This is a genomic window from Candidatus Neomarinimicrobiota bacterium, from assembly GCA_041154365.1.
Classification (GTDB): domain Bacteria; phylum Fidelibacterota; class Fidelibacteria; order Fidelibacterales; family Fidelibacteraceae; genus Fidelibacter; species Fidelibacter multiformis.
Genome location: AP035449.1, coordinates 2,292,528 through 2,306,296, shown reverse-complemented (window position 1 = coordinate 2,306,296; position 13,769 = coordinate 2,292,528). Strand labels below are relative to the sequence as shown.

The window sequence follows — 13,769 nt, the reverse complement described above, 5'->3', positions numbered from 1 at the left end:
TTGAGAGTTGAGAGTCGTAGGGACAGAGCACGCTCTGCCCCTGAGTTGGAGTTATGAGTTGAGAGTTTGGTTCAGTGCGTTCATTGACCTGCTCACCCCAATTCATCATTCATCATTCATAACTCATCATTTATTTTATAAGCGCCATCTTCCGGGTTTGTGTCACTTCTCCCGCCCTCATTCTGTAGAAATAAATGCCTGAGCTGTATTGTGCCGCGTCAAATGGAATACTGTATGTGCCGGCTTGTAAAGGTTGGGCATTCAGGAGGGTTGTGATTTCTTCTCCCCGGATATTATAAATGGTGAGCGTGACCTGTTGAGCCCAGGGAATATAGAAAGTCAAGGTAGTCACCGGGTTAAACGGGTTGGGATAGTTTGGATAGAGAAGCGGGGTTTCGGGAATAGTAACACCCGGATTTTCTATAGCAGTCAGGGGGGGATAAATTACTCGCAGATTGTCAAACCATAAACTTCCGGTTGCCATTTCATCTGCGCCAACACTTGTCCCAAGGCGGACCTGAATCTGTTTGATCCGGACCGGCCAGGTGATCTCATAATCACCATCCAGGGCGGATAGATTATCGGCAGGAAAGGCCATGGCTACAAATTGGGTGGTATCCATGGCATAATCGGAAACATAGGTTCTGAAGAGATTTCCGTTGGTATCCTCCACAATCAGATACAGCTTGTGTCTTTCCCCGTCAGAAAGGATATCCACAATAAAGGAATCAGGTATACCATTGACAAAAATATCTGTATTCAGGTAAAGCCAGCTTCGCTCGGTACTCAGGCGAATAAAGCCGTAATCCGCGCGAATAACAGCGTCTCTGTCTCCCAACGGTGAGGGTTCAATTCGAATTTTTGTGGAATCCATATTGATAAAATCACCGGAGACCTGCCAACCACTCACATGATCCATAGGATCCAGAATAACGGTTCCTTCGCAGATTTTAACGGTAACCCGGGCCGTATCAGACCACTCTTTAAAACGTGCGATCACATCGGTTACTCCTTCACTGATTCCAAAAAAAGTCCCGGTGGAGTCGATTCTTCCCACATCTGGGTTTGTCACATACCAGCGATATTCTGCCGCAGGAATGCTATGGGAAATATTCCATTCATCAATGATCCGAATTTTGAAATTCAGTGGGTTGAGGGTATCTGCCATAGCCAGGGCAGGGGAGAGGGCAATGCCTGTGGCCTGTTTCATGTGGATAGTGGCTGTATCGTTCAGTGATAAGCCGTCTTCCTCATATTCAGCGATGATATATGCAGCTGTATCAAATCCCAAAACTTCAAAGGTCTTGTCTGAGACGTGATGTAAAAGTGTTGTATCGGATGAATAAAAACGTGTGTTTTCAGATGCCACATCCACTGGAAAATAATTTGAAGACCATCCGCTGGCTTTGAATGAGAGCGTTTCATGGTAAAAAAGATTATGGTAATCGGGACGGATCTGAATATGTGCCAGTCCTTCGTCTGGCTGTATGTTGCTCACTGCCACCAGGGCATTCACGACGGACCGTTCCCTGCCGTCTGAGGGACTGTTTTCAATATTACCCCGGACCAGCATTTCTGTAGAGCCGCCTCCATCCAGATTCATCCCCCAGGCCACTCCCTGGGAAATCATAAAATCTGCCAGTTCAGGCAGGCTCATCCCCCGGCTGAAAGATTGTCGGCCGTCCACTGTAATAAAAAATACACGGGTACTGTCTGCAGAAAAACCTACAGCCGTCCGGGGATGGTAATCGGTGGCAAAAGTTGCACTGCCACCTTCTTCCTGATATCCCTCCAGTGCATGATTTTGGCCGTTTTTCACAATCCGTGGGAATCCCCCAATCAACTGGGTTGTCTTTGGCAGGGTACCCGTCATGCCGATCCAAAGATCCACCGCAGCGCCGCTGTCTGCCAGGGCTTCCAAGAGGGGGACCTGAGTTCCCGTTGCCGATAGAACAGCTCTTGTATCGCTTAAGGGGAATGATGCAGGATTGGGACTTACGCCCCATACCTGACAGGAAACATCTGCATTGACCTGCCAGCCATCACCGGTATCTGAAGGCTTTATAAGGAGACCGTAACCAGATGACACAGAAGGAGGATTTGACCCGTAAAACCTGTTGTAAAGAATAATCTCATCGCTGCCGGATGTTCTGTTGACTCCATGGATTTTTAAAGTATCGGTCCCGTTTGTAACCCGGGCATGAAAGCGGTTTGTTGAAATGGCCGGTTTGTTATGCATATTCAGGCTGAAGGCGGACCAATAGACCGGATCTGCCGGATTGATATTTTCTTCCTTTACCATCATACCATCAGAAACCTGGGCATTGATGCTGCCGCTTGCGTCAAAAAAGTCTCCATTAATTGCACCAATTGCCCTGTCTCCATATTCAGCTGCATATGAGGAAACAGGCAGAGTTTGGGATTTGGTTCCAAGTTTGGCGGAATGAATCTCTGTATAGGGATGCGCTAATCCAACCGGATGGGTCATGTCCAGTTCCAAAACATCGAGGGTCCATGGAACGTTGGGTTCTATGATTTTCCGGTGAATGGCTCCGGGTCCTACCTGTGTGGTGGAGAGTGTAATAAAATGATGTTCTGACATGAGAGGACTGATCCCTATCACGAAGATAAGAATTCCCCGGTATAATATTCTCATGATGACTTCCTTTTATTTAAGCAGGAGCAATTTTCGTGATATCTGATGGCTCCCGCTGGTCAAACGATAAATATAAATACCTGACGATAGTGATTTATTTAAAGCAGAGATATTCAGCTCATAGTCGTAACTGCCGGCACCTTGCTCACTGTCTATAAGTCTGGCGATTTCATGTCCCCGGATATCATAAAGGATCAAAGAGACATGTCCCTTTTCCGGAAGTGTGTAGTGAATATGGGTGTTGGGGTTAAAGGGATTGGGATAATTTTGAGACAAAGTGAAAGCTTCGGGTATATTTTTTTCATCGAGGGGAATTGTGTGGACATAATCCGGATACAAAATCCTCAGGTCATCAAAGTAAAGTGAGCCGGCATTTACTACACCGATTCCTTCACTAATACCGAGCCGGATATGGATTTCTTCAAATTGAATGGGATAATTGAAGGAAAACCCTGCTTCGAGGGGACCGAAATTTTCTGTGAGTCCCTGGACGGTGACAAATTGGGTTGAATCTTTTTGATCGCCGGGTACATAAGTCCGGAAATATTCACCGTTGTCATCGCTGACGACAAAATAAATGCGGTGGCGATAGCCGTCTGATCTAAAATCGGCCTCAATGGCTTTGGGGACAGCATAAATGGGAATGGATTTTTTCAGATACAGGTAACTCCGTTCGGTATTGGAGGCCGTGAAGGCATAATCTACTTTCATACACCCGTCTTCAGAAGTTCCTTGTGTGTTATCCCAGGAGATCCGGCAACTTTCTTTATTGATCACCAGCCCGTCCAGTGTCCAGTTATTTACTGATGAGAAGTCATCCAAAACATGCCGGCCGGAGCCGATCTGGACCTCTATGGTAACGGTATCCGAAAGGGAACCATAGATCGCCACAACCTGGCAAAACCCTTCGGCGAGTCCCCTGAAAACGCCGACTGAATCCACGGACCCGATTTCCGGATTTAGGGATGTAAAGGTATAATCGTTTATGGGGATATCCTGAATCATACCATCTGTATCAATAGCGCGCGTAATTAATTGTACCGGATATGTATTATCTGTCACGATATTATCCGGATTAAGCACAATATAATCGAGAGATTTAAGATAGATATAGGCTGAATCTTTTAAAGACAAATAACTCACATACAGGTAACCACTATCGGCAACACCTTCAGCGATAAAGCGGTTGTTTTCGTCAATGGAACCCAGGTTTGGGTCTACAGAATATTCAAGCAAATCCACATCTAATGGTAGTAAATCATAATTTTTGCTCCAACCTGTAGTTTTTAGTTCTCTTACATTTCCGCGAAAAAGACGAAAATAATCCGGCTGAATTTGGATTGCATGGAGGATACTGTCTGGTTCATTAGAAGAAACTACCTGTATGGAATTAGCCACTGTCCTTTCACTGGCATCAGAAGGTGTGTTCATTATTTGCCCCCTGACAATCATGGTTGTTGAGCCACCACCATCAAAATTCACTGCCTGATACACTCCCAGTTCCTGTATCAGGAAATCCGCCAGTTGAGTCAGGTTCATGCCGATGCTATGGGTTGCACGACCATCGACAGTTACGAGATAGAGCTTTGTACTATCTTCCGAAAATCCTCCGGCTGTCCGGGGATGCCGGTCCGGTGCATGACTGGGGCCTCCCTCTTCAGTATAGCCCTGTACGGCATAATTTTGTCCGTCTTTTACAATCCGGGGAAAAGCACCCATGAGGGCCGTGACATTGGGCAGACCTGGTGTCATATTTAACACAAGTTGAAGGGTGTCTCCCACTGAGACATGGTTTTCCAGCCAGGCTTTGGATGTCCCGTGACCGGACAGCACCCCTTCGCCTTTCGGGATGCCCATACTCCCCACATTCATGCGTTTTTCACGGGCTACAACAATCAGGGTGTCATTGACAGCCCAGCGGCATCCTTCCGCCAGTTCAACCCGAATTTCTGTTCCCCATTCATTGGTGGCGGTACTGGAACCGTAAAAGCTGTTATAAAAAACCATTTCATCAGTATTCCGGAAATCATTTGCCCTGTGTACAGGATTTATGAGGGTATCTTTGATCACACTTCCGGAAAACTGAATAATGCTGATAAAGGGTTTATTATTTTCTGTGACGGCAAGATTGCTCCGGGGAGTCGTGTGAGCACGGACGATTTGTCCCTCAGCGACCTGCGGATTAATGGGAATGCCTCCTGAACCGTAGAAATCCCCATTGACAGCAGCCAAAACCTGATGTCCCTCATAGCTTTTCCGAGCCGCCATGGAGCTGGTTGTTTCGTATCCGCTGATTTGATCATTGGCTTTAGCTGTTTCAATAGAGATATTCGGATGTGTCAGGTCGATTTCAACCACATCCAGACTCCAAGGGACTTTTGGAGCGACGATGCGTTTATATACCATACCCGGTCCGAATTGTGTGGTTTCGTGAGTTTCAAACCGGATTTGTCCATTCAATGTTGCCAACAAACCGATTATACCAACCAGCGTTATCAATCTTTTCATGTTTGAATCCTTATTTTTCGTATAACCTCTGATTTGCTTCTCCTGCATTCAACCGCCTTCGGCGCTCAAGGATTTAAGTATCTCGCTGCGCTCGATGTTCAAAAATTCAAGCGGCACTTTGTGCCGTTCAATGGCTTCACTGCGCTCAGCATTCCAGCACTGCTTCGCAGTGTTCAAAAAAGAAGTCCAGTCACCTATTGAAATCTGCAAAGCCGGGATTGAAGATCGAACGCAGTGAGATCCTTGAACGCTGCGCAGCAGCGTTTGAAAGCCGCGCAGCGGCTATTGAACCCCTGAACCCATGAGCCCTTGAACCCATGAGCCCATAAACTCATCTATCAAACAACAAACTGAAATCAAACTGCGGGGCCGAGTGTGTGAGGGTCCCCGATGAAATAAAGTGGACACCAGTTTCAGCAATAGACCGGACCGTTTTTAAGGTAACATTCCCCGATGCTTCAAGGGTGATAGATTCCGGACACGATTTTACGGCTGTCTTCATATCCTCACGTGTAAAATGATCCAGCATGATCATATCGATGGGGTAGTTACAGGCTTTCCGGAATTCCTCAAGGTTTGTGACCTCAATTTCAATTTTTACAGGGGATTTATTTTGTTGATTCCAGGTAACCACCCTTTTTAACGCAGTATCAATATCTCCTACAGCCCGGATATGGTTTTCCTTAATCAGGATCATATCCCAGAGTCCCTTCCGGTGGTTTTCCCCTCCGCCGCAGGATACGGCATATTTTTCCAGGGAGCGGTATAAAGGTGTAGTTTTTCGGGTGTCTAAAATTTTGCACCGGGTATGTGAAATTTCCCGGACAAAAGCCCGGGTAAGTGTGGCAATGCCGGACAAGTGTCCCATAAAATTTAAAGCAGTTCGTTCAGCGGAGAGAATGGAAGATGCAGAGCCCTTTAATGTCAGAACGTACTCTCCGGAGCGGAGTGTATCTCTATCCTTTTTTAAACAAGTCACTGAAAGCTTGGAGTCCAGATGTTGAAAGACCCGAAGGGCGACGGAAATGCCGCATAAAACACCCTGCTGTTTTGACACAATGTGCGCTTCAGCTGTATGATGAATATCCAGTGCCTTACAGGTGATGTCGCCATCCTGAATATCTTCCGCCAGCGCATCGTCAATCATCGATTTCAGAAAAGAAGAATTCGTGAACATATCCGTCATCATGAAATCCTGTTTTTATCAAATAAATTTAATGAATCTTACAGGGGGATAAAACATCAGAAGAGATGAAATATATAATGAAAAAAGAAAAGGCGATCTGTTTCAGACCGCCTTTTCTTTGTATATGGGATTGTATTTAATCGTCCCAGCTGTATCCTCTGCCAGGCCTGCCGAAACCTCTGGAGCCGTCCATGCAACGGTTACCCATACCGGCTCCTTTGGCGCCTCGGCCAATACCCATGAGCTTGAAATTTTCTTCGCCCACGATTTCTCGGACTTTCAGTTGGTGTTTCAAACGAAGTTCACTGAGTTTGGTTTTTATCTCATTGATTTCCTCGTTTTTTTTCAGAAGTGCCTTTTCACTTTCACCTTTTGCAATCATCTCGCGTAATTCGAGCCTTTTGATTTTCAGGTCGCTGTGATAAGGTATGACCTCTTTCTGATGAACCAGCCGAAGATCCTGAAGTTGTGTTACCTGTTCATCGGTCAGATTCAGCCGTTCCTGCATCATCATTCCCGGTCCCGGTTGTCCACTTTTCATTCCCTGCATCCTGCCCATTCCCTGGGCCCATACTGTTGTCACAGTGAGCAGAGTGATCATGAGGATGGTGATTTTTTTCATTGTCTTCTCCCTCTGTTATAGTGTTCAGATTGTTTTAATCTCATCCTGAGCTGTTTCCGGAATTCTTCATCAAAAAAGAGGAGTTTTGCCCTTTGGGAAGGATTCAAAACAGGCTTCAGCTCCAGGATAAAATTTTCCTTTTCCTTCAAAATTGTCTTTTCAAGCTTTTGAAGCTCTTCAAGGGTGCTATGCAAATCTTCTTCTGTATAGGTTTCGCTGTTGGCTTCCTGACTGGTTTTATCACACAAAGCCCGGATTTTGTCATAGTAAGTTTCCATTTTATCCTGATGGGTGCGCATCATGGGAAAAAATATCTCGGCCTGATCAGGACTGAGTTCAAGGTATTCGGTCATGTGATAGATCATCATACTTTCCATCCGTGGGTTGGAAGGCATCATGGGATGGTGCATTTGAGCCCCCAGAGGGATGGAAAGAATCATTGCCAGCAGAAAGATTTTTACATACGTTTTCATGTTTCACCTCAATTTATGGTGTATTCATCCATCAATTCTTCCAATTGATAGATGTTTTCTGTTTCAACCAGGTACTCCAGAATCGCCTCACGGGATACATCGAATTCAACGGTTTGGGTAGCTTCCGGATAGTAATAACCTGCCAGTTCCTGTGGGATATCCCAGGATGATTGTTGTGGGTTCCACGGCTTTGTCAAAACGAGGACAAGTACAGCAGCAGCCGTAGCGGCACCCAGGCTGACGCGCTGAAGAAAAGTCCGCCGTTGAATACGGTTAACCTGATTCATAATCTCATCGCAATGTCCTGCCGAGCCGGGAGGACAGGGGAACGCATCATTCAGTGCTTTCTCCAGTTTGTTCAAAATGTGTTGATCCTGCTGTTTCATGTCAGCACCTTCTTTAATTTTTGTATGCCTTTGTGATAAGAAACTTTGGCACTGTTTTCTGTTGTGGAAAACAGGGTTGCAATCTCTTTATATGACAACCCGTCCATTCGGGCTGTGATCACACTGCGTTCCAGAGGAGAAAGAAAGCTGAGCCATTCCTCTTTGAAATCAGGAAGTGTTTCTTCATGTGTCTCGTAAAGATTTTCAAAGGATCCCTCTTCAAACTCATTCCAGCGTCCGGACTGATCCCGTTGGACAAAATTGTAAGCTTTGTTCATGGCAATCCGTCTGAGCCAGGTCCCGGGAGAGGATTCACCGCGAAATGTATGCATCTTTTTCCAGGCGGTGACAAAGACGTCCTGGACACAGTCCAGCGTGTCATCTTCGTTGCCTGTAATTCGGATCACGGTGCTGTAGATCATATCATAATACTCCCTGAGCCAGGTCTCAAATTGTTCTTTTTTTCGCATTGCCGTCCTTTGCTGCTCAGTAGTTTGACACAAATAGTTGGATAAAGTTAATAAGGGAATGGGGAATTGAGAATTGGGAATTGAGAATGGATAATTGAGAATTGAGAATTGAGAATGGATTTTTCTCCCGCAGGGTGCGCTGAGTTGCAGAGATAATTGCATTTGGACACGGTCTTGTTTCGTGGAATTCAAGCACTTTACTTCGTTCGAATTTTAATAGCTGTTTCTCCGTATTTAAATTGTGGTGCTTTTATACATACAGTGTCACGAAGTCATTGGCTGGCATTTTGAGATGATCATCTGTGGGCAATTTACTCCATGATCCCATCTCTATAAGACTGCTTCACAGTCCAATCAGTAACCGGGATGATGGATACAAGTCGATAGACTGGAGAATGATTCGAAGATTCATATATACGAATAACAATATTAACTTGCATTGTGTCGCATTTCGGTGTATCTTACCCCCGGGGTGGGGGGCGTTACCTAGGCGAATTCATATATCTTGTTTCACTTATAGCCTTTGCAGTAATTGATTGCAAAATCATCCAACGAATAAAAGTCAGAATATCTAAGTCTCAAAATCTGCAATTTTCTAAAAACATACACTCAAAACTCAAGACTCCAACTCAGAGGCAGGACACATCCTGCCTCTACAACTCTCCACTCTCCACTCTCCACTCATTCAATGTATCTTACCCCCGGGGTGGGGGGCGTTACCTAGGCGAAATCATATATACCATCTCTCCTATAATCCTTGTGCTAAATCAAATGAATCGCCAATTCTATTAAAGAAGTTAGAAGGTGGAAGTTGGAAGTTAGCGTCGCTTCGCTCCTGGTGTGTGTCGAGATGTAGGGACTGGCCGTGGCCTGTCTGAAGTTGGCGTTGCTGCGCTCCTGATGGTTGGTTCAGGGGTTTATGGGTTCAAGAGTTCAAGAGTTCAGGGGTTCAGGGGGGTGGTGGTACAGGTTCCAACTTTCGACTGAAAAAGTGACGAGTAACGCGTGACAAGGGATTCAAGCACCTCACTGCGTTCGGTGTTCAATAGCCGCTACGCGGCTTTCAAACGCCGCTGCGCAGCGTTCAAATGTCGACACCTGGAATCCTTGAACGGCACGAAGTGCCGCTTGAATTCTTGATCGCCGAAGGCGTTTGAACACTGAGCTCAGCGAAGTGCCAATCATCCAATCCACCAATCAAATCAATCAAATCAATCCCTCATGTCCACTGTCCACTCTCAACTGAAAAAGTGACGAGTAACGCGTGACAAGGGATTCAAGCACCTCACTTTGTTCGGTGTTCAAACGCCGCTACTCGGCTTTCAATCGCTGCTTTGCAGCGTTCAAATTATGGTGTTTTTCTTGAACATCGAGCGCAGCGAGATGTTTGAATCCTTGAACACTGAGCGGAGCGAAGAGCTTGAATTTTTGATCGCCGAAGGCGTTTGAACACTGAGTTCAGCAAAGTGCCAATCCCCAGCCCAAACCCTCATGCAAATTTTCGGGTGGACACACAGGTCAGCACCCCCCCCCCCCCCAATTATCTCCTCGTACCCTCATACTCTTATCCCCTCTGCGTCTCAGCGCCCTCAGCGGGAGGGCAACTCTCAACTCTCAATTCATCATTCATCATTCTTCATTCATCATTCTTTTTTAAGAATCCCGGCAAAATTAGCACGGAGGCCAATAAACACATACCAGTCCCGATAAAAAGAGCCAGGCCAAAGCTGCCGAATCCACGGTAGGTGGCAAAGACCAAACTACCAAAGCTGAGCATCGTGGTCAGGCTTGTGATGATTACCGCCTTTCCTGTACTGGCAAAAACATGGTGGACATTCTTTTCGATATGCCAGCGGTGAAGCAGGTGTACGCCATCATCAATCCCGATACCGACGATGAGGGGAATGGCCATGATATTCAACATGTTAATTTTTAATCCTAACAATCCCATCAATCCGGTCATCCAAAGGATACCAATAACCATCGGTGTCATGGCCAGAACAGCATCCTTGAAACGTCTGAAATCCAAAAGGAGAAGGACAAAAACAACAGCCAGAGTCAACAAAACTGCCCGTTTGCCATCATTCCCCATAATAACCATTAAACGGTCCATTAAAGGTGGTAAACCGGAAACACGAGGGGATATCTCCTGCAATTCCCGGGTAAAATTTTTCATATTGTTCATGTCCCAAATATTCCCTTTTGGGTAGATGGTAATAAGAAACAGTGTTTCATCGTCATTTACATATTTCTCCCGGATCATGGGAGGAAGCATATCCAAAGTAATCATTTCCGGGTTTGCCATACGTATTACCCGCTCACGGTATTGTTGCCGGAAGGTGCGTGAAAAGGGTATCAGATTGTCCGGCATGTTTTCCCTTTCATTCAGACGGGTAATCAATTGGGACAAATTCCCTTTGATGTGTTCCTTCATGGGATGTCCTACAAGACGCATGGCTTTCCGGTCTACCAGATCCTGTCCACCCACAAAAGCCATATCCTGCATTTCAATAATATTCATCTCCAGTCTCATCAGTTCTTCCAGAAACATCTGGTAATCCCCGGTACTTAGAGAGCCTTCCGGAGAAAATTCTTTCATGATATCCCGGATTTCGGACACATTTTCTGCCCGAATCAGCTGATCTTTTTTGGGAGGGATATAATCGGTAAGGGATTCGACAAAACTCACACTGTTGGCAGCCCTGGCTTTTTCAGTGATGGCTTCATTTTCCTGGAGGGAAGTCGCTGTGATATTCCCCATATCCATACTCATGTTGAATTTTTTGATTAGGGTGTCCTGAAGCATGACAGATTTCAATCCCTCCGGTTCCATATTCAGATAATTATAATCTGTTTCCAGCCGGGTTGTCTGCCAGATAAAAAGACCTGTTATCACAATCAGGGCTCCGATGCTGAACCGCTGATGATTGTTGATACTTTTTGCCAGGTTTCCCACAAATCCGTAAGTAATATCCCGGGATATCCGGTGGGCTTTCTTCTTGCGGAGCCATACTTTGTTCTGAATCATAAGCAGAGTTGGCAGGGTGAGGAGTGTGGATATCATGATCACAATCAATCCTGTTCCGCAAACCAGTCCGAATTCCGTAAAAGCCCGGCTCCGGCCGATCATCAGTGTCAGAAAAGCAGCAGCAGTTGTGAGTCCACCGGTGATAATCCCTTTGCCGACTTTTTCAAGTGTGCTGATAATGGCTTCCTCTGCTTTGATGCCCAGATTTCGCAATTCTGTATAAATGCTGATAATATGGACTGAAAAATCGATGCCCAGACCGATGAGGATAATTGCCATCATGGCTGTAAACATGTTGAGTATACCCACCATCAGGTATGAGAGACCCATAGCCCAGATTACACCAATTAATAGATTGATCACAGCCAGGATGGGTGCACTGACCATACGGAATGACATCATAAAGAGGAGGAGGACAGCGATGACAGCAATCATCGTTAATATCATGGAATCCTCCATCACGGCATCCATTTCATCCCGTTGCAGTGTCATGGAGCCGGTAAGTCCCACGGAGACATTAAAGGCTTCAGCTTCTTTTTCCAGCAACTCTTCCAGTCCGTTCACTGCCGGGATAAGCCAATCCATTTCCATGGCATTAAATGATGGAATAACCATAAATAATAGCAAATCCCGTTCCGGTGAAAAGATGTAGGGAGATCCTGTGGTCATGGCATCAACCGCCTCCCGGGCCGCCTGATCCGGTTCATCTCCGAAAAGTCCGGACTCCAGGGCATTGGTAAAAAGCTCAATTCCGTCCAGAAACTCAACGGCTTGTAGTTCCCGCTGTGTGGTGGAAATTTTTTCTTCGCTGCGGATATATTCTTTTTCCAGTGAATTGTTCAGATTTGTAAGGAATTCACCCAGCCCTGGATTTAAAAAGAGTTCCCGGCTGTTTTCCATGTCCTTTGGTTTCACAAGCATCAGACCGTGATTTTGTACAAAATCCGGAGGAACTTTGTAATCCACCCGCTGAAAATATCCTTCCGGTTTGGGATCTGTGAGTCCTTTTTGGACATTTTCCAGAACTTCTTCATGTTGTCGGCGAACCTTTTCGGATGCCTCCGTGACGATCCAGCGGTCAAAGTTGTTGATTTTGGGAACCACGTGTTCCACGTAGGCGATCAGATCATCGGGGTTTCCCTGGGCTGTTACGATAATATTCGATGCCCCGTCAAACTCTTTCATGATCAGGTTGTATTCTTCAACAATAGGTTCATCTTCCGGGAGCAGGATATTCATATTCATGTTCATTTGTATTCGGGACGAAAGGACGCCGAAAAAAATGGTTGCAAGCAGAATGAGGGTAAAAAGGATCCAGGGATGATAGGCTGCAAAACGCCCCGATGCTTTTAATATTCGATTTATCATGGTGGTTCTCCTTACAATTCCAGTCGTTTAAAAAAAGACTTTCAAACGAATCCGGCCGGCAGCTTTCTGGGTGCCGAATTCCGAATCCTCATCGCCGACAAACCAGGAGCCCAGAATATCCGTCTCAACATTATTACCAAGGGTGGTGGAGAGCTGAAAGTTTAGAGCAGTGCTTTGATCATTAAGATTGGTGATGATAAAAGCAGTTGAAGTTATCAGATCCGTCACGGGATACATGGCCTGAAAAAAGAGATAATCCCGGTTGATGCTTCGGGTGGTGCCGGACATATACTGGAGGAAGTCATTAAAGACAAGATCCTCTTTATCTTTGCCAAAGTCACTGTGAAAGTATTCGGCCATGATGAAAAGGGAGTTATCAAAGGTATAATCAATACCTGCCAGAAATTCTATATAATGTTCACCAGATGAAAACCGGGATGTTTTCTCGGGAAGAATGAGGATTTCAATATCCTTTGGGATATGTATATAAAAATCAAGACTGGTGAGTTTGTTATAGGCATATTCACCATGGACTCCAAACCCTGCGATATCGGCGGAAAAGGCTGTACCTGTCATGAATCGTTTATAAGTCCGTTCCCAGGGAAAGAGCAGAGGATCATAAAGCCCTGATTCTGTCCATGCATATTGGGCGATATTCAGGCTTAGATCGAGTGCGGCCGTACTCTGGCGAATTCGGGCATACCAGGTGGTATGGTCCACATCTTCTTTGGGTTGAATTGCCAGAAAAATGCTATTCCCCGCCATGGGATAGATATCCAGGCCGATTGCTGTGACACCGGTCTGTTCATAAGCCGGGTCCATAATGTCCTTCACATTGAAAATATCGGTGGGATTCCATACATAACCAGTACCGGGAGAGATTTGCTGTTTTCCCAGGGTCAGGCGAAAATGGCTGCTGAAAAGCTGAAGGAACATGTTGTCAATATAAAAGGTATCCTGCAGGGTGTACGGGAATTCAGACATAGAAGATAGACTTGACTGGGGTGATGAAGAGGGGATTATATGCTCTGGAAGATAGTCTAAAAGGTCAAATGTGGTTTGCCCCCACATC

9 protein-coding genes are annotated in these 13,769 nt (G+C 45.7%); all 9 read right to left on the bottom strand.

Annotation, left to right across the window (positions count from 1 at the left end):
• Nucleotides 1-130 precede the first annotated feature (130 nt).
• Nucleotides 131-2,656 carry a phosphodiester glycosidase family protein gene (locus tag strainIA91_RS09835; RefSeq protein ID WP_400166606.1) on the bottom strand — a complete coding sequence of 842 codons (2,526 nt, stop codon included), beginning with the start codon at nt 2,654-2,656 and terminating at the stop codon, nt 131-133.
• Between the two features lie 12 nt (nt 2,657-2,668).
• A complete protein-coding gene (locus strainIA91_RS09830) occupies nt 2,669-5,164 on the bottom strand; it encodes a phosphodiester glycosidase family protein (RefSeq protein WP_400166605.1) in 2,496 nt (831 codons plus the stop codon).
• 331 nt (nt 5,165-5,495) lie between these two features.
• Nucleotides 5,496-6,353, bottom strand: a complete 858-nt coding sequence (gene nadC, locus strainIA91_RS09825; RefSeq protein WP_400166604.1) for a carboxylating nicotinate-nucleotide diphosphorylase — start codon at nt 6,351-6,353, stop codon at nt 5,496-5,498.
• Nucleotides 6,354-6,486: 133 nt separating this feature from the next.
• Nucleotides 6,487-6,972 (bottom strand): Spy/CpxP family protein refolding chaperone, encoded by a 486-nt coding sequence (locus tag strainIA91_RS09820; RefSeq protein ID WP_400166603.1) that lies wholly within the window; start codon nt 6,970-6,972, stop codon nt 6,487-6,489.
• Nucleotides 6,969-7,445 (bottom strand): Spy/CpxP family protein refolding chaperone, encoded by a 477-nt coding sequence (locus strainIA91_RS09815; protein ID WP_400166602.1) that lies wholly within the window; start codon nt 7,443-7,445, stop codon nt 6,969-6,971. Before strainIA91_RS09815 ends, strainIA91_RS09820 begins: the two co-directional genes overlap by 4 nt.
• 8 nt (nt 7,446-7,453) lie before the next feature.
• Nucleotides 7,454-7,831 (bottom strand): twin-arginine translocation signal domain-containing protein, encoded by a 378-nt coding sequence (locus strainIA91_RS09810; protein ID WP_400166601.1) that lies wholly within the window; start codon nt 7,829-7,831, stop codon nt 7,454-7,456.
• Nucleotides 7,828-8,301, bottom strand: a complete 474-nt coding sequence (locus strainIA91_RS09805) for an RNA polymerase sigma factor (protein WP_400166600.1) — start codon at nt 8,299-8,301, stop codon at nt 7,828-7,830. The genes strainIA91_RS09810 and strainIA91_RS09805 overlap by 4 nt, the downstream gene beginning before the upstream one ends.
• 1,636 nt (nt 8,302-9,937) lie before the next feature.
• Nucleotides 9,938-12,697 (bottom strand): RND family transporter, encoded by a 2,760-nt coding sequence (locus strainIA91_RS09800; protein WP_400166599.1) that lies wholly within the window; start codon nt 12,695-12,697, stop codon nt 9,938-9,940.
• Nucleotides 12,698-12,724: 27 nt separating this feature from the next.
• A complete protein-coding gene (locus tag strainIA91_RS09795) occupies nt 12,725-13,681 on the bottom strand; it encodes a hypothetical protein (protein ID WP_400166598.1) in 957 nt (318 codons plus the stop codon).
• Between the last annotated feature and the right edge of the window lie 88 nt (nt 13,682-13,769).

Excerpts from the sequence above, each read along its gene's own strand:
- strainIA91_RS09815 (WP_400166602.1), bottom strand. The coding sequence starts at position 7,445 with ATGAAAACGTATGTAAAAATCTTTCTGCTGGCAATGATTCTTTCCATC.
- strainIA91_RS09810 (WP_400166601.1), bottom strand. The coding sequence starts at position 7,831 with ATGAAACAGCAGGATCAACACATTTTGAACAAACTGGAGAAAGCACTG.
- strainIA91_RS09830 (WP_400166605.1), bottom strand. The coding sequence starts at position 5,164 with ATGAAAAGATTGATAACGCTGGTTGGTATAATCGGTTTGTTGGCAACA.
- strainIA91_RS09805 (WP_400166600.1), bottom strand. The coding sequence starts at position 8,301 with ATGCGAAAAAAAGAACAATTTGAGACCTGGCTCAGGGAGTATTATGAT.
- strainIA91_RS09835 (WP_400166606.1), bottom strand. The coding sequence starts at position 2,656 with ATGAGAATATTATACCGGGGAATTCTTATCTTCGTGATAGGGATCAGT.
- nadC (WP_400166604.1), bottom strand. The coding sequence starts at position 6,353 with ATGATGACGGATATGTTCACGAATTCTTCTTTTCTGAAATCGATGATT.
- strainIA91_RS09800 (WP_400166599.1), bottom strand. The coding sequence starts at position 12,697 with ATGATAAATCGAATATTAAAAGCATCGGGGCGTTTTGCAGCCTATCAT.
- strainIA91_RS09795 (WP_400166598.1), bottom strand. The coding sequence starts at position 13,681 with ATGTCTGAATTCCCGTACACCCTGCAGGATACCTTTTATATTGACAAC.
- strainIA91_RS09820 (WP_400166603.1), bottom strand. The coding sequence starts at position 6,972 with ATGAAAAAAATCACCATCCTCATGATCACTCTGCTCACTGTGACAACA.